Source organism: Xanthomonas sp. JL1 (genome assembly GCF_038405005.1).
This window is the reverse complement of record NZ_JBBYGR010000060.1, coordinates 13,086-29,732: the sequence shown is the minus strand read 5'-3', so window position 1 is coordinate 29,732 and position 16,647 is coordinate 13,086. Positions and strand designations below refer to the sequence as shown.

Sequence of the window (16,647 nt, the reverse complement as noted above, 5' to 3'; positions counted from 1 at the left end):
ACTCAGTGGGCGAATTGTGCAAGCTGCGCGCAAGACTGTCAACGCATCCGCCACATTTTTTCCTGGCGACGTGCGCCGCATGGCAACCGAACCAGCCCGAGCTGGCGCACGCACGCTTCAGTGCATGCGCCCACTACGCTCACGGCAACTGCGCGGCTTGCAGCGTGACCGCTGCGCTCTGCACGGGTTCGCTCGCCGAGCGCGCCAGTTGCACGCGATAAGTGCCCGCCGCAATCGTCCAGCGACGTGCCTGGGCGTCGAAGTCGGCCAACGTCTTTGGCTCGGCTACTACCTGCACGCTACGCTTTTCGCCCGGCTTGAGCGTGAGCTTCTGCCAGCCGATCAGCCGCAGCGGGGTGGCGTGGCCGTCGGGCAGGGTGACGTAGAGCTGTGGCACGGCGGCGCCTTCGCGCTGGCCGATATTTTCCACTTCGAAGCTGGCGGTGAGCTGGCTGCCGTTCGCCTCCACGCGCAGTCCATCCATGCGGAACTGCGTGTACGACAGGCCATGGCCGAACGGATAACGCGGGGTCAGCTTGTGCGCGGCGAACCACTTGTAACCGACGTTGGCGCCTTCGATGGCGTAGTCGATGGTGTCTTCGCCCGGCTTGGCCGGTTTGAAGCCCAGGCCCGGAATCGAGGGGCGCGGCAGCTGCGATTCGTCCACCGGCCAGGTCACCGGCAAGTGGCCGGAAGGATTCACCGTGCCGGTCAGCAGATTGGCGATCGCCTCGCCGCCACCGATGCCCGGATACCACGCTTGCAACACCGCCGGCACGCGCTCGGCCCACGGCATGCGCACCGGCCCGTTGGTTTCCAGTACCACGGTGGTTTTGGGGTTGGCTTTGGCCACCGCTTCGATCAGCGCGTCCTGGTTGTCGGGCAAGCGCATATCCGGCAGGTCCACCGATTCGGTGGCCCATTGGGTGGCGAACACGATCGCCACGTCGGCCGCCTTGGCGGCGCGTGCGGCAGCGGCGCGATCTTTGCCGTCGACGTAATCGATCTGCGCGTTCGGCAATGCCGCGCGCAGCGCCTGCAGCGGCGAGGACGGGTGGATGATCACCGGGCCGGGCCAGGTGGTCGGGGTGATGCCGGGCACCGCGTTGCCGCCGTTGATGGTGACGTCCACGCGCGAGGAGCCGCCACCGGACATCACGCCCTTGTCGGCGTAGCCGCCGATCACGGCAATGCGGCGCACGTCCTGGGACACCGGCAACATGGCCTGCTCGTTGCGCAGCAAGACGCTGCCTGCTTCGGCCACATGCTGCGCAGCCAACAGACCGGCCTTGCCATCGATGGGTTGGCGCTGGGTCGGGTAATCGAACGCGCCATGCGCGAACAGGCTGCGCAGGATGCGTTTGACCATATCGTCGAAGCGCGCGCGTGGCACCACGCCGGCAGACACCGCCATGCGCAACGGTGCATCGAAGAACACCGCCACGTCGAACACTTCGCCTGCCGATTCTTGATCCAGACCCGCCAGCGCCGCCTTGGAGCCGCTGTGTACGCCGCCCCAATCGGACATTACATAGCCGGGGTATTTCCATTCCTGTTTGAGCACCTGGTTGAGCAGGTAATCGTGCTCGCAGCCGTAGACGCCATTGATCTTGTTGTACGAACACATCACCGAGGCCGGGTCGCCGATCTTCAGCGCGATCTCGAAGGCCAGCAGGTCCGATTCGTGCATCGCCTGCTCGCCGATCTGGGCGCTATGGAAGTTGCGCCGTGTCTCCATGTCGTTGAGCGCGAAGTGCTTCATTGTCGACAGCACATGTTCGCTTTGCACGCCGCGAATCGATTCACCGACCATGGTGCCGGCCAACAACGGATCTTCACCCGCGTATTCGAAATTGCGTCCGTTACGCGGGTCGCGCTGCAGATTGACGCTGCCGGCGAGCAATACGTTGAAGCCCTGCTGCCAGGATTCGCGGCCCATGGTCTTGCCACCGGCATACGCCAATTGCCGGTTCCAGCTCGATGCGGTCGACAGAACCGATGGCATTGCGGTGGCGTAGTCGCCCTTGCGGATGCCGCCGGGGTTGGTCACGCCCACGCCGGCATCGGCCAGCTGCTGCGCGGGGATGCCCAGCCTTGCGATACCGGGCACGTAGCCAGCCGAACCCAGCGCGCCTGCAGGCTTGGGAATCTTGTCGGTGCCCAGGCCCAAATAGCTGCGCAGCATCTGGAATTTTTCGTCTTCGGTCATTTGCGCCAGCAAGCGGTCGGCGCGCTGGTCCGCAGTCAATGCGGTGTCCCTCCACGGCTGGGAGGACGGCGCGTTTTGCGCGGCTGCCAGTGGTGCAGTCAAAGCGATGCCGAGACCCAAGCCCACCGCCAGAATCAACGGACGAGGGCGATGTTGGCGGCGTGTAAAGGTTTTCATATCAAGCTGCGGCACGGCGTGTCCTTGTAGTGCTGGGTCATAACGAATCAGAGGGGCACCGAAATGGCTGATCAACTGGGCGCGAAGTCGGTCTGCGCGGTGCGGAGTAACGGATAGAGCTGGTAGCGCTCATCCCACGATGCATGGCGCTTGGCGAAGAATTCCAGGCGTGCCTGCGGATTCTTGGCAAAGTCCGAATCGCTGGCGATGCGCTGTTCGAACTGCGCCTTCAATGCGTCATCTTTGGCAAGCATGTCGCGCGCCACTTCTTCGGCGACATAGGCTTCCATGTATTCCTTACGCTCGAACGCGGTAGTGAAAAAGCCCCACTGCAGCAGCGAATCCGGTGCCTGCGGTTCCAGCATCGCCATTACCAGACGTGCCTTGGGTTGCGCGATCGGTACGAACAACGAGCCAGCCGGCACGGTGCGGGTTTCATCGCGCCTCTGGCCGCTAAGTTTGACGGTCTGATGGCTTTCGTTGGAGCGTGCCGCGAACGTGACGGTATCGGCGCGGACGGTCTGCACCGGGCGCTCCGCTGCATTGCCGATCGTCTGAAACGCGATGCCATGCAGGCGCAGTTTTTCGCTTACCAAGGCGGCTTGCGCCGCCGGCACGAGATAGCCACCGCGCGGGGCATCCACCACCACATCGGGCTTGATCTGGTCGCGCAGGGGTACCTTCCAGATTTGCGGTTTGCTCTCGTCGTAGCGCGTCATCAGCGCGCCGGAAATCGGCGACGGCGTGCGCGTATACGCGTAGCCACGAAACGCGACCGTGCGCGCTTGCGGGCCGGCCGCAAAACTCAACGGCTCGGACGTGCCAGCCAGGTGCGTGGCGCGTTGATCGGCAACCACTGCGTCGGTGCGCCACTGCGCGTCGTTGCGTGCAGCCTGCTGCAGCACCGAGACGATGGCATTGCGGGTGACTCGCACGCGCGTGGGGTAATCCTTCCACGAATGCGTTTCCACCAACATGCCGAAGCGGTTGCGCAGCAGGAAATAGCCGTGCGAAAAACGCGGCGGCGACACATCGTGTGCAAAGCCGGAGCCAGGGTCGTCTTCGTGCACGAACGACGGGTCATACGGCAGCGGCAGCGAGCCCTGTTTTTTCAGATCGGCAAGCACCGCGTCGCGCCAGCGGGTGCCATCGCGCTGCAAGGTCGCATCGCCGGCATGCGCTGGTTCCACCTGCACCGGCACGTCGTGCTCGAACTTGGCACCATCGGTGACGTGCAGGTCCACGTACATCAGCGGGTCCCACTGCTGCACCAGTTGCAACATCGCCTGCATTTCCGGCGCGTCGGCCTTGACGTCGTCGCGATTGAGATTGAAGTTCTGTGCGGTGGTGCGCCAGCCCATCTGCTCGGTGCCGCGTTGAGTGGGGCGGTTCCACGCACCGCAGCGCTCATGCCCATCGACGGTGAACACCGGCACGAACACCCACACCAGCTTGTCGAGCACGCCTTTGCCGGCCTTGCCGTCGAGCAGCTCGCGCAGTGCCAGAAAGCCCGCGTCCTTGCCATTGATCTCGCCGGCATGGAGGCCGCCCTGGATCAACACCACCGGCAGTTTTTGCTGCGCGGCCGATTGGGCGTCGAGCGCGCCACTGGTGGAGGCGACCAAGGCCTTCATCGGCCGGCCTTCCGGCGTGGTGCCGAACTGGATGCAACGCACCGCCTGGGGGGAGCGCTGCGCAAACGCATCGCACAGCGCAATGACTTCATCGTAGCGCCCGGTCTGCACGAAGCCGCTGCGCTCTGCCTGCGTACTCAGGGGCGTGGCAGCCAGGGCGGCAGAGGTGGACGTCAGCAGCAACAGGCGCAGGGCCAGGCGGGTGAAACGGGGCATCCAGCTGTCCAGTGTTCCAGGAAAATATCTGCAACGTAGCCGAGCCAGCGTGCAAGGCCAATCTGCACTGCATCATGGCCTTGTCGCAATCCCTGCCACGTGCGGGTTCAAACCGAACACGGCACTGGGTTTTTGCCGACCACGTAATCAGCATGCGAGGCGGGAGCAAACAACGCGCAGCCCGCGCAACGTCGGCCCCAGCCAACCTGCGCGACCTCGTCGCCCTTGGGAATAACGTCTGCCAGCCGCATCCGCTCAGCGCCCGTGCGTGGCAGTTCGGGCGGGCAATGGCGGCATGCGTGCGCCCGCCGGTACGATTAGGGCCTGTCTTCAGCACGACCGGACTGCCTTTGACCACCTCCATCTCGCCAGGCGCTTGTGCCGGCGCGCGGCTGCCGCGCCAGATTCCTTTCATCATCGGCAACGATGCCTGCGAGCGTTTCAGCTTCTACGGCATGCGCAACATCCTGGTGCAGTTCCTGATCACCTGGCTGTTGCTGCAGGAGATCAGCGGCCCCGGGCGCGAAGCCGAGGCCAAGCACATCCTGCACAGTTTCATGATCGGGGTGCATTTCTTCCCGCTGCCGGGCGGCTGGCTGGCCGACCGCTTTTTGGGCAACTACAACACCATTTTGTGGTTCAGTTTGGTTTCTTGCGCCGCGCATGCCTGCCTTGCGCTGTTCGAAGGCAGCCGCGACGGGTTCTTCCTTGGCCTGGGCCTGATCGCGCTCGGCGCGGGCGGCATCAAACCGCTGGTGGCTTCGTTCGTGGGCGACCAGTTCGACCAGTCCAACAAACATCTGGCCAAGCTGGTGTTCGACGCCTTTTATTGGATCATCAATTTCGGCGCGTTGTTCGCTTCGCTGTTGATTGCGCCGGCGCTGAAGAGTCTTGGCCCGGCCTGGGCATTCGGCATTCCCGGCATCCTGATGTTGGTGGCCACGCTGGTGTTCTGGCCGGGGCGCAAGCGCTATGTGCTGGTGCCGCTGCCGCCGAAGGACCCGCATGCTGTGGGTGCTGCTATCGAACGTTGCGGTGCGCAACGCGACGGTGACCGCGCATATCGCCGATACTGGGCTCAGCGACGCGGCATTCTTGATGTTCTTCTTCGCGGCTTTTGCGTTCCTGGCGGCCCTGGCCTTCGGCCTGTACGCGCGCCGGTGTCGCCTGGTCGACAATTACCGTACTGCCTGAGGTCTGCATGATTACCCTGATCCTGATCGCCATCACCGGCATCGTCTCTTGGATGGCGTTCAACAACCGGAAGTTGAGCGACCGGCTGATCCTGTGGCCGCCGGCGGTGGACAAGCACAAGCAATACGACCGGCTGGTGACCTACGGCTTCATCCATGCCGACCTGGGGCACCTGGTCTTCAACATGGTGACGCTGTTTTTCTTCGGCCGGGTGATCGAGAGCGTGATGGCTCAGCTCACCGGCAGCGTGCTGACCTATCCGTTGTTCTATCTGGCTGCACTGGCGGTCTCGATCCTGCCGAGCTACCTGAAGAATCAGAAGAATCCGAATTACCTCAGCCTGGGCGCATCCGGCGCGGTCTCGGCGGTGTTGTTCGCCTTCATCCTGCTGCAGCCATGGACGATCATCCTGGTGCTGTTCATTCCGGCACCGGCGATCATCTATGCGGTGTTCTACGTCGGCTACAGCCTGTGGATGGACCGCTGTGGCGGCGATCGCATCAACCACAGCGCGCATCTGGCCGGTGCCGCGTTCGGTGTGATGTTCATGCTGATCATGGAGCCGCGCGTGTGGCAGGTGTTTCTGGAACAGCTGTCCAATCCGCGCTTCGGCTGAGCGGGGCTGGCAAGATGGTCGCGCTGGCGTGAGGTCGCTGGCCTACTGCAGTCGTCTGTTCATAGCGAGCCTTTCTCAGGCGTCGCGAAGTGCCAACGGTGATTGCAGCAAGCGCAGCGTGCCGCTCGACGGCAGCAGCGTCGAATGGACTTGGTCGTTGCGGGAAACGGATAGGGAGCGTGCTTGCCAAGACCGAGCCGGCGCTGACGCGCGATGGTGGCATGGGCTTGGCAAATGACGGCGACCTGTAAGAGGGGGGGGCGCAGTCACGGGTCAGGTGCAGCGATGCCTAAACTGGCTGACATCTCTCACTTGATCCTGCTACAGGCAGGCCGTCGGTACGCAGCCGGCGGCGGTTTACTCCATGATCGACGACTGCGCAGCGGACGAGACCGCCACTGCGCAGCGACGCCAGCTCAGGCCGCGTTGCGTTTCTGGTCCGCGCTGGACGCCACGCCATAGGCCTGCTGCAGGCGCTCGTACACGGTATCGTTGAGCTGTGTGAAATCCGGATTGTGGGTATCGCCTTTGAGGGCGAACTGCAGCAAGTTTTCCAGCAACGAGCTATCGCTGTCTGCGCTGTGTTCGGCCGAATCGTGGTTCATGCGGTGGCTCCTTGTTATATAGGCGAAGACGTTGGCGGCTTTCGCAGACCGGTTGCAGCCATTGCCTTCAGGCCAGCTATCGGCGCCCTCCGAGCGAACTTGAGCGTGTTTTCTACACGCTTCGCCACCGATCACAGCATCGATTCACTTTCACGCAGGCGCGGTATCGCGCTGGTCACACTGATGATCGCTTCCTGCTTGGCGCAGGCAATGAGAGAGATGTCGACAGTGCACGCAGAGCACGATCTGGCCGGGCAGCGTTTCAATATAGGCACCGATGGACATCGCGCCGAGCTGGCGTATCGCCGCGAGGGTGAGATCATGACCATCACCCACACGCAGGTGCCCGACGCCATCGGCGGACGCGGTATCGCGGCAGTCCTGGTGGCGGCTGCTCTGGACTATGCACGCCAAAGCGGTCTGAAAGTGGTGCCGGCCTGCAGCTATGCCGATGCCTACGTGCGGCAACATCCGCAATTTCAGGATCTGCTGGCTTGACCAGCAGAAGCGTCTTTTCGTAATACTATTGATCAGGGGAGCGGGCGATAATGGGGCGGTTGCTTGGAGTGAAGGCAGTGCGGGGCTTGTTGGTGCTGGCCGTGTTGGCAGGGTGTACGCAGCGCGAACCGACAACTGCAGAGCCAAGCGAGCCTGCAGCCGCCACAGCGCCGCCTGCAGAGCCGATCGTCGTAGAGAGCGGTCCGCTGCAAGATGTGATCGAACATGCGCCCGCCTACATGATTGGCATCAGCTATCCGCACGGGCTGGATGCGTATCCGGAACTCACGGCGCTCCTTCGCGGCTATGCGCAGGATGCGCGCGCCGAACTGATGCAGGCCGTGTCCGGCCTGGGCAACGACAAGCCAGCCGCGCCGTATGAGCTGTCACTGGCGTTCGAGACCGTTTTGCAGACCCCCGACCTGATCGTGATTTCTGCCAACGGCAGCCGTTACACCGGCGCCGCGCATGGCGAGCCGCTGATGGCGCGCTTTGTGTGGTTGGTCAAGGAGCGCAAGCAATTGACCGCGCAGGCGCTGATTCCAGACCCGGCAGGCTGGGAGAAGATCGGTGGCGAGGTGGCGGCGCAATTGCATGCTGCGGCGACCCAGCGCGTTCAAGCCGATCGCGTGCCCGTGGAAGAGCAGGCCGAACAGGTTGCATTGAGCGATCGCATGATTGCGGAGGGTACTGCAGCAAAAGTGGATAATTTTGCACAATTCGTGCCGGTGTTGAATGCGAGCGGGCAGATCGCTGCCGTGCGATTTGTGTTTCCGCCGTATCAGGTGGGCCCATACTCGGATGACATGCAAACGGCAGAAGTTGCTGCGTCCACATTATTACCATGGGTCGCACCGGAACATGTACATCTCTTCGCTCGCTGAGGTGTTGCGCCACGCGTGATGTGATTGAATAGGCCGGCCATTCAGTAATGTATTCAAACGGGTGATATGAGTAGTTTCGATCCAACCGCAAGTCGCGTGGACCACACCTGCATCCGTTATCCGGCGTTCCCGCGGGAGCCGGCAGTGCTGGTGAGACTGATCAAGCATATCTACAAGCGACTGCATACGCATGGCTGCACGCTGCTCAAGCCGTATGGCATCAGCCCGCCGGAATACGAGATTCTGATGATGCTTTATGGCACACCAGCGCAAGCGATTACGCCGACCGAGGTAGCCGAAGCCGCCAGCGAAAAACCGGCCAACATTACCAGGCTCACCGATCAGCTGTGCGAAAAGGGGCTGATTACGCGTTCGAGTAGCCCGGACGATCGACGCAAAATCGTATTGACGTTGCTGCCTGCGGGGTTGGCCTTGATCGAAAGCCTGTTGCCCGATGTCTGCACGTTGGTGAATGCAGAAACGGCCAGCATGAGCGAGGCAGAGCAAGTGCGTTTGGAGAGGCTGTTGAAGAAGCTGCTTGATGGTGTGGACGCGATCTCCGAATGAGCACTGCCGTACCGTGCGAACACCGTCGTGGGGTTCGTGGTCGAGTGCCGGTGCTCTAAGCGCCAGCGCCTGAGTGCATTCGGCGCGCGGATCAACGCCAGTGGCGCGCGCGCGCACTACGCTCGCCTTCGGCGTCTAGGGCCTGACCGTCGATGCGGGCATCGATGGCATCCAACAAGGCGGCCGGCAGTGTGCTGGAGGCCATGCGCAACTCGCTGTCGTTGCGTTGCGGCTGCAGTGGCGAAACTGCTTCGATGCGCCAACGCTCACCCTGACGACAGGCCAATCCAGCGTGGCTGGATTGCAGCGAAAAGCTTCGGCAATAGCGTCCATCGTGCGCGCGAAAACTCAGGCCCATACGAATCTTGCCCTGCTGCTCGCCGGAAAGCTGACGGTCCAGCGCCAGCGCAAGTGTACCGCTGGCGTCATGTCCTTGCTCGGCCAGCAGGGCAGACGGCGCGGGCTGCGCCGGCTGGCGTTGCCAGAGCCAGAGGCCGATCAGCAGCGCGGCCGCGATGGAAGTGGGCACGGCCCAACGCCGCGTTGCGTGCTGCCGCGTCGCCGGCGCTTGGATGGGAGCAGTGGCGGTGACGACAGACGTCTGTGGTGAGGCCGGCGGGCGCTGTCGCGCCGCATCCAGCAAGTGCGCCGGGATGGGTTCTTCGAGCACCGATGCATAGCCGTTACGCAGTCGCGCTTTGACCTGCTGCAACTGACGCACGTCGGCGGCCCGCTGCGGATCTGCCGCGAGCACGGCCTCGACGCGTCCGGCCTGGTCGGGTGTCAACGCGCCGTCTGCGTAGGCCAGCAGCGTGGATTCGTCGATGTCCTTCACGATTTTTCCTCTAATAACGCCTGTAGCGCTTCGCGGCCGCGTGCCAGGCGACTGGTCAGGGTGCCGATCGGGATTTCCAGGACCGCTGCAGCGTCCCGATACGACAACCCTTCGATCAATACCAAGGCGATCGGCCACCGTTGCTCGTCGGGCAACTGCGCCATTGCCGCCTGTACCGCCATCCACTCCTGCTGGCGCTCCATCGGGCTGTCGCCGACCTGTTCTCCTTCTGCGGCGCTGACGAACAGCTGGCGTCTGCGCCGCTGCGCGCGCACTTCATCGAGCCATGCATGACGGATGATGCCAAACAGCCAGTATTGCAGCGGCGTTTCCGGCCGCCACTGCGCGCAATGACGCAACGCCCGTTCGATCGCCACCTGCAGCAGATCGTCGGCATCGGCCGGATGGCCGGCAATCGCGCGTGCGAAGCGCCTAAGTCGCGGGAGCAGTGCGCAGATGCCGTCGCTGACGGTTACCACAGGATCAAGATCGTTCATCAGCTATACGTCTGGCAAGGTGGTTTTCTTCCGCGCGCGCTGCAAAGCGTTCACGGTGCGTCTGCGAGGCGTGATTAGTGTGGCATGGCGTGCAACAAGCAACCATGGTGGGGTGGACGATGGCGAAAATGCGCGGCATGCGCTGGTGCTGGCTTGCAATGCTGGCCGTCGGCCAGCCGGTGTCGGCGCAACGTGCGCTGCCCTCTGTCGGGGGACTGGCGAACGACGTGACGCAAACCGTACCGCCGCTGTCGGCTGCGCCGGATCGCGTGTTGCAGCAAGCGCAGGGCGATCTACGGCAGTTGCGCAGGCTGCGCCTGGATGCGCCTGGATGCGCTTGTGCGTGCGCGGCCGCGCGATCTGGATCGCGATGCCGATGGCGCGATCGTGATGCGTGGTCAGATCGTGGCATTGGCGCCGCGTCCAGCGGCCTTGCAGGCAGCACAGAGCGCCGGGTTCGTCGTCGCAGAACAACGCCGCTTCGATGCGCTGGGCCTGCGCGTGGTGGTGTTGCGCGCGCCGCCAGGTCTGGCAACGCAACAGGCGATGCAGCGGCTGCGCCAGCTCGACCCGCAGGGCGAGTATGTCTATAACCACCTTTATAGCGAGTCCCAGGCCGGCGAGGCATCTGCTGCCCAGGCGCCTCCGGTTCCGGCTCAGGCCGATGCAGCGGCTGCGTTTCGGGTGGGACTGATCGATAGCGGTGTCGACCCGGCGCATCCTGCGCTGGCCGGTGTGCAGGTCCAGCGCTGGGGCTGCGGTGGAGGCGCGCCCGCTCAGCTCCACGGCACTGCGGTGGCATCGCTGTTGGCTGGACGCGCGGTCATGCATGGGCCCATCGCGCGCACCGTGTATGCGGCCGATCTGTATTGCGGTGCACCCGGCGACGGTGCAGCGGTCGAACTGGTCGCTGCATTGGCCTGGATGGCGCAGCAAGACGTTGCGGTGATCAATATCAGCCTGGTCGGTGAACCGAACAAGCTGCTGGCGCGCGCGGTGGCCGCCTTGGTGGCACGCGGGCATTTGCTGGTGGCGGCTGTCGGCAATGATGGACCGGCGGCTCCGCCGCTGTATCCGGCCTCCTATCCCGGTGTGATCGGCGTGAGCGCGGTCGATGCGCGGCTGCGTGTCCTGCCGGAGGCCGGGCGCGGTTCCCAGGTCGCCTTTGCCGCGATCGGCGACCTCATTGCCGCCGCGCCGCAAGGGCAGTGGAAACGGCAGCGTGGAACCTCTTTCGCTGCGCCGTTGGTGGCGCGCATCGCGGCGCAATCCCTGACGCAGCCCGATCCGCAGGCCGCTGCTGCGCTGCTTGCACAGTTGCAACGCCGCGCACACGATCTTGGGGCGAGCGGCGTTGACCCGGTGTACGGCTATGGCGTGTTGGGCGAAGAGCTCCCGCTGCAGCGGGAGCCGGGGCGGTGAATGCTTCCTGTCTGCGCACGGTCATGCCGGGATGAACGCTCGCGTTCGGTGCGTATGGTTGGGTGAGGCCGCAGATTGGCTGCGGCAGAGGAGGAGATAGCGATGAAGAACAAGACCTTGATCTCCAGTGCGGTGATGGTTGCGGTATTGGCGCTGGGCCCCGGCCTGGCTGGTGCGCAGGCACTCGGCGGTGCCGGCGGACTCACCGGGACGGTGGGTGGCACAGTCGGTGGGGTGGGCGGTGCGACGCTTGGCGGTAACGTGGCCGGCGCTGGCACCCTGGACGCAGGGTCTACGCTCGAACACGGGCAGCGTGCCGTCGATGTGCAGTCGCGGCATGTGCGTGGCGCGGCGCAGCGCACCGCCGCGCGCGGTGCCGCCGCCGCCTCGGCGACGAAGGATGCGGCCGGCGATGCCGCCATGGGTGCGAAGACCATGACCGAGACGACAGCCGCCAGCAGCGTAGCAACGGCGCGTAACACCGCGCAGATGGCGCGTAGCGGCGCGAACAGTGCTGTCGGCAACGCACAGACTGCCGCCCGTGCGACCGGCTCGGCTGGCATGCAGATGGTCCAAGGAGCCGCTGCCTCCAGCCGTGCCGGCACGCTAAGCACTCCGGCGCTGAGCGGCAGTGGCGCAGCGGGCGGCAGCGCATCGCACACTGCCAATGCCACCCTGAGCCCGTCGTCGGCGCGGGCGTCGGGTGGGGCCAGTGCATCCGGGTCTGGTGCGATGCAGGCCGGGAATGGGCAGGGCAATGCCAGCGGTTCGGTCGGTGCTGGCGTCGACGCCAGCGCTTCGGGCCAGGGGCAGTAACCTGACCTGAGTCCGCGCGAGGCAGATGCGCGCTAGTGAGTGCAGAGGCAGCTCAACGGCGCCCGGATCACCGGGCGCCGTTGTTGTCTGTATAGAGCGCAATGATTTATGTGCCATGGAGTGGAACGCACTGGGCGTGTCAATCCCCACCTGCGCCGCTGGCAGTGCCGCGTACGTGCCGGCCAAGCCGACAAGCCGCATCAACGCATCACTGCGGGCGTCGCTCTATCTGCCCTTCCGGTACCTTCCGTGTGCAGCAGAAATTCGCATCGGCGAAATCTGCGATCAAATGCGACCGGGGACTACTTGGGTACTGCGCTGCATGCAATGAGCGGCGCATACGCGCAACGATGCGGAAGCGCATCCAGAATCTGCGTGCGGCCGGTTTCGACATCGAAGGGCGAGCCGGCGACGGTTATCGCCTGGACATGCCGTTGTATCTGCTGGATGCCCGTCTCCCACAGGCGGGAAAGGGGAGCGCGCGTCGATAGCAGACGAGCGAACGATGCGTCATCGCCCGCCGGAGTGCACTTAGCGTTTTGGCGTTTCCGCTGTCTCGGTCAGGCCACGCTTTTCGAGCAGCGGCTCGATCTGCGGCGCATGCCCGGCGAAGTTCTGGAACAGCTCCATTGCATCCACGCTACCGCCGCGCGAGAGCAGGGTCTTGCGGAAACGATCGCCATTGGCGCGGCTCAGGCCACCGTGCTGCTTGAACCACTGCTGGGTGTTGGCGTCCAGCACTTCCGACCAGATGTAGGCGTAATAGCCTGCCGCGTAACCGCCCATGATGTGGCTGAAATACGGGGTCTTGTAGCGCTGCGGCACCGGCGCATAGGCAATGCCGTCCTGCTGCAGCGCCTTGGCTTCGAAGGCCATCACGCCGGCGGCGTCCGGCACCTGGTTGGCGCTGACCTGATGCCAGTTCTGATCCAGCATCGCCGCACCCAGATACTCGGTGGTGGCAAAGCCCTGGTTGAACTTGGACGTGGCAATCACCTTGTCCAGCAATGCCTGCGGCATCGGCGAGCCGTTCTGATAATGCTTGGCGTCGTGCTTCAGGATGGATGGTTCGTCGGCCCACATTTCGTTGACCTGCGAGGGAAACTCGACGAAGTCGCGCGGCACGCTGGTGCCGGAGAAATACGGGTATTTGACGTCGGAGAACATGCCGTGCAACGCATGCCCGAACTCATGGAACATGGTGGTCACTTCGTCCCAGGTCAGCAGCGTGGGCTGGCCGGCCGGCGGTTTGGGGATGTTGAGGTGATTGGCCACCACCGGCTTGAATCCGGTCAGCTCGGACTGCGACACATAGGCGTTCATCCATGCGCCACCGCGCTTGGATTGGCGCGCATACATGTCGGCGATGAAGATCGCCAACTGCTTGCCGTCGGCGTCGAACATGTCGTAGACGGTGATGTCGTCGCGCTAGGTCGGCAGGTCGGTACGCTGCTTGAAGGTCAGGCCGTATTCCTGATTGGCTGCATAGAAAACGCCGTTTTCCAGCACGTTCTTCAACTCGAAGTAGGGCTTGACCTGCGATTGGTCGAAGTTATAATTGGGCTGGCGCACCTTCTCGCTGTAGTAGGCCCAATCCCAGGCTTCCAGCTTGAAGGTCGGCTTGCGCGCGGCCTTTTGTTCCTTGTCGATCATGGCCTGCAGATCGGCGGCTTCGCGCTTGGCATTGGACACCGCAGCCGGCGCCAGTTTGCCCAGCATCGCGTTGACCGCTTCGGGCGTCTTGGCGGTCTGGTTTTCCAGCCGATAGACTGCGTAGGTGGGGAAGCCGAGCAGCTTGGCCTTGTCGGCACGCAGCTTCATGATGCGCGCCACCAGCGCGGTGTTGTCGTACTGGCCGCCGTGGCTGCCATGCGACACCGAAGCGTTGTAGATCTTCTTGCGCAGCTCGCGATTCTTCAGCTGAGTCAGCGGCGGTTGGCCGGTGGTATTGAGCAGCGCGATGACGTATTTGCCGTCGAGGTTGCGTGCCTTGGCGGCTTCGGCGGCAGCGGCGATCTGCTCCTCCGACAAGCCGTCCAGTTGCTTGAGCTCATCGACCACGACCGCGGTGGCATTCACTTCTGCCAGTACGTTCTGGCTGAAGGTGGTGCCCAGGTTGGCCGGCTCGGCGTTCATTGCCTTGAGCGTGGTCTTGTCGGCGTCGGAGAGCTTGGCGCCGTCGCGCACGAAGTCGCTGTCGTACTTCTCGACCAGGCGCACGCCTTGCGCATCCAGGCCCAGCTTGGTGCGTTGGTCGTACAAGGTCTGGATGCGCGCGAACAGCTTGCCGTTGAGCGAAATCGCATCGCGGTGCGCTGCAAACCTGGCCGAGTAGTCGGCCTGCAGCTTCTTGCGTGCGTCGTTGGTGTCGGCACCGACCAGATTGAAGAATACCGTGGTGGCGCGGTCGAGCGTGCTGCCGCTCTTTTCCAGCGCGACGATGGTGTTGTCGAAGCTCGGCTTGGCGTTCTGGTTGGCGATTTTTTCCACTTCCTTCAATTGCTCGGCCATGCCGACATCGAAGGCGGGTGCGAAATCGCTGTCGATGATCTTGTCGAACGGCGGGTAATGCAGCGGCAGCGTGCTGTCGGCAAAGAAGGGGTTGGCTTGGGTAGCGGCCTGCGTGCTGGTGGGTGCGGCGATGCTGTAGGACGGCATGGCGAGTCCCAGGGAAGCGGCCAGGGCAAAAGCGAGACGGGTGGTCAAGAGCGTTGCTCCAAAGTGCGAACCGCCGAGGCTAATCCAGCCACGCGGGACAGGCGTGTGACAAACGGCATGGCTGCAAGGTCGCAGTGCAGCCAATTGGCGGATGTGGTCGACGGGGGAGGGCGACCGCGACCGCATGGCCGCGGCAATGCGGTCGCGCTGCCGAGTACGCGATACGACCGCAGTGCTGCATTCCGACAGCTGCGCTACGCTGGCGTTCCTCTGAACAAGCGAGCCCGGCATGAGCGATCTCTCCACCTTTGAATTCACCGACCTTGAGGGTCGCACGCAGACGATGCGCGACTACGCCGGCAAGGTGCTGCTGGTGGTGAATGTGGCATCCAAATGCGGCTTTACGCCGCAGTACGCCGGCTTGCAGGCCTTATGGCAACGCTATCGCGAGCGCGGGCTGGTAGTCATCGGATTTCCGTGCGATCAGTTTGGGCATCAAGAGCCAGGTGATGCGGCGCAGATCCGCCAATTTTGCTCGCTCGACTACGCAGTGGATTTTCCGCTGGCCGAAAAAATCGAGGTCAACGGCAGCGGCGCGCATCCGCTGTGGCAATGGCTCAAGCACGAACAACGCGGCGTGCTCGGCTCCGAGGCGATCAAGTGGAATTTCACCAAATTCCTGATCGGCCGCGACGGCCGCGTGCTGGAACGTTATGCGCCCACGACCAAGCCGGAAGCATTGGCCGCAGATATCGAGCGTGCATTGGACGCATGATCCCGCAGGGCATAGTGCTCAACCTGTAGGAGCGCACCCGGGCGCGACGAGGCGTTACCGGGAAAGCTTCGTCGCGCCCGGGTGCGCTCCTACGACATCGGGTTTTTCATATGAAATGCCGCACGACGCGGTCTTTCCACGTGCGTCGCATCACTTCTCGACGAACGCACGCTCGAATACGTAATGCCCCGGCGTGCCGATGCGCGGCGAGGTCTGGAAACCGCGGCTATCGAGCAGGGTGCGCAGGTCGGTCAGCATTTGCGGGCTGCCGCAGATCATGAAGCGGTCGTTGGCCGGATCCAGCGTCGGCAACCCGAGTGTCTGCTGCATGCGGCCATCGGCCAGCAGCTCGGTCAAACGGCCTTGATTGGCGAAGGCTTCGCGCGTGACCGCCGGGTAGTACAGCAATTTCTCGCGCAGCAAATCGCCGAGGAATTCGTGCTGCGGCAATTCGCGTTCGAAGTAATCGCGGTAGGCCAGATCCTGCACGAAGCGCACGCCCTGGGTGAGGATCACCTTGTCGAAGCGCTCGTAGGTTTCCGGGTCCTTGATGATCGACAGCCACGGCGCCAGGCCGGTACCAGTGCCCAGCAGGTACAGATTGCGACCCGGATGCAGATCGCTGATCAGCAGCGTGCCGGTGGGTTTCTTGCCGACCAGCACCTTGTCGCCAGGCTGGATGTGCTGCAGCCGCGAGGTCAGCGGGCCGTCCGGCACCTTGATGCTGAAGAACTCCAGATGTTCTTCCCAATTGGCGCTGGCGATCGAATACGCACGCAGCAGCGGGCGCGTTTCGGTTTCCAGCCCGATCATCACGAACTGCCCGTTTTCGAAGCGGAAGCCGGCATCGCGGGTCGTGGTGAAGCTGAAGTAGGCATCGGTCCAATGACGGACCTCAAGCACCGTTTCGGCGCCAAAAGCGGAAGACATACCGGTCAGTGTCGTGGGAGGAGTACTGCTCAATTCTACCTCAAGCTGTCCAAATGAGATGAAATCTCATTTGAATGCGGGGATTGGGGAGTCGCAAAAGCGGATCCTTGGGGG

At 63.6% G+C, this 16,647-nt stretch carries 13 protein-coding genes and 3 pseudogenes; 9 read left to right on the top strand and 7 right to left on the bottom strand.

The genetic code is table 11. The features are described 5' to 3' along the window. Positions 1-139: 139 nt before the first annotated feature. Both WJW29_RS14285 and WJW29_RS14280 read right to left on the bottom strand, forming a co-directional pair. Complete coding sequence (locus tag WJW29_RS14285) at positions 140-2,329, bottom strand: glycoside hydrolase family 3 C-terminal domain-containing protein (RefSeq protein WP_041182436.1); 2,190 nt, start codon at positions 2,327-2,329, stop codon at positions 140-142. Positions 2,330-2,457: 128 nt separating this feature from the next. Beyond that, on the bottom strand, positions 2,458-4,236 hold the full coding sequence (locus tag WJW29_RS14280; RefSeq protein WP_011259021.1) for a M14 family metallopeptidase: 1,779 nt from the start codon (positions 4,234-4,236) through the stop codon (positions 2,458-2,460). Between the two features lie 350 nt (positions 4,237-4,586). Here WJW29_RS14280 and WJW29_RS14275 point away from each other — a divergent pair. Together WJW29_RS14275 and WJW29_RS14270 are read left to right on the top strand one after the other, a co-directional pair. Beyond that, positions 4,587-5,430: pseudogene (locus WJW29_RS14275) on the top strand (MFS transporter). Positions 5,431-5,437: 7 nt separating this feature from the next. Then, the gene (locus WJW29_RS14270; RefSeq protein ID WP_012444859.1) at positions 5,438-6,046 is read left to right on the top strand and encodes a rhomboid family intramembrane serine protease; all 609 of its coding nucleotides are present in this window, start codon (positions 5,438-5,440) and stop codon (positions 6,044-6,046) included. 416 nt (positions 6,047-6,462) lie between these two features. Here WJW29_RS14270 and WJW29_RS14265 read toward each other — a convergent pair whose 3' ends face one another. Further along, positions 6,463-6,651, bottom strand: coding sequence for a hypothetical protein (locus WJW29_RS14265; RefSeq protein ID WP_011259018.1), 189 nt, complete (start codon positions 6,649-6,651; stop codon positions 6,463-6,465). A gap of 183 nt (positions 6,652-6,834) precedes the next feature. Here WJW29_RS14265 and WJW29_RS14260 point away from each other — a divergent pair, with 183 nt between their 5' ends. From WJW29_RS14260 to WJW29_RS14250, 3 genes are all read left to right on the top strand, one after another. Further along, the gene (locus WJW29_RS14260; RefSeq protein WP_011408556.1) at positions 6,835-7,149 is read left to right on the top strand and encodes a GNAT family N-acetyltransferase; all 315 of its coding nucleotides are present in this window, start codon (positions 6,835-6,837) and stop codon (positions 7,147-7,149) included. A 50-nt stretch (positions 7,150-7,199) separates the two neighbouring features. After that, entirely contained in the window at positions 7,200-8,033 is an 834-nt protein-coding gene (locus WJW29_RS14255; protein WP_011259016.1) for a hypothetical protein, read from the top strand. 66 nt (positions 8,034-8,099) lie between these two features. Continuing rightward, on the top strand, positions 8,100-8,600 hold the full coding sequence (locus WJW29_RS14250) for a MarR family transcriptional regulator (protein ID WP_011259015.1): 501 nt from the start codon (positions 8,100-8,102) through the stop codon (positions 8,598-8,600). A gap of 91 nt (positions 8,601-8,691) precedes the next feature. Here the strand turns inward: WJW29_RS14250 and WJW29_RS14245 are convergent, their stop codons facing one another. Both WJW29_RS14245 and WJW29_RS14240 read right to left on the bottom strand, forming a co-directional pair. Beyond that, positions 8,692-9,435, bottom strand: a complete 744-nt coding sequence (locus WJW29_RS14245; protein ID WP_228329615.1) for a hypothetical protein — start codon at positions 9,433-9,435, stop codon at positions 8,692-8,694. After that, positions 9,432-9,932, bottom strand: a complete 501-nt coding sequence (locus WJW29_RS14240) for an RNA polymerase sigma factor (RefSeq protein ID WP_011259013.1) — start codon at positions 9,930-9,932, stop codon at positions 9,432-9,434. The genes WJW29_RS14245 and WJW29_RS14240 overlap by 4 nt, the downstream gene beginning before the upstream one ends. 339 nt (positions 9,933-10,271) lie before the next feature. On the opposite strand from WJW29_RS14240, the gene WJW29_RS14235 reads away from it, so the two are divergent. The 3 genes and pseudogenes from WJW29_RS14235 to WJW29_RS14225 all read left to right on the top strand — a co-directional run. Then, positions 10,272-11,354: a S8 family serine peptidase gene (locus WJW29_RS14235; RefSeq protein ID WP_241762125.1), complete on the top strand. Its 1,083-nt coding sequence runs from the start codon at positions 10,272-10,274 to the stop codon at positions 11,352-11,354. Between the two features lie 102 nt (positions 11,355-11,456). Beyond that, positions 11,457-12,170, top strand: a complete 714-nt coding sequence (locus tag WJW29_RS14230; RefSeq protein ID WP_011259011.1) for a hypothetical protein — start codon at positions 11,457-11,459, stop codon at positions 12,168-12,170. 341 nt (positions 12,171-12,511) lie between these two features. Then, positions 12,512-12,640, top strand: a pseudogene (locus tag WJW29_RS14225) (HTH domain-containing protein); the annotation flags it as partial. Positions 12,641-12,701: 61 nt separating this feature from the next. Here WJW29_RS14225 and WJW29_RS14220 read toward each other — a convergent pair. After that, a pseudogene (locus WJW29_RS14220) lies at positions 12,702-14,876 on the bottom strand (M3 family metallopeptidase). 241 nt (positions 14,877-15,117) lie between these two features. Here WJW29_RS14220 and WJW29_RS14215 point away from each other — a divergent pair. After that, the gene (locus WJW29_RS14215) at positions 15,118-15,603 is read left to right on the top strand and encodes a glutathione peroxidase (protein WP_011259009.1); all 486 of its coding nucleotides are present in this window, start codon (positions 15,118-15,120) and stop codon (positions 15,601-15,603) included. A gap of 150 nt (positions 15,604-15,753) precedes the next feature. On the opposite strand, the gene WJW29_RS14210 is transcribed toward WJW29_RS14215, so the two are convergent. After that, a complete protein-coding gene (locus WJW29_RS14210) occupies positions 15,754-16,533 on the bottom strand; it encodes a ferredoxin--NADP reductase (protein ID WP_011408551.1) in 780 nt (259 codons plus the stop codon). Positions 16,534-16,647: the final 114 nt, after the last annotated feature.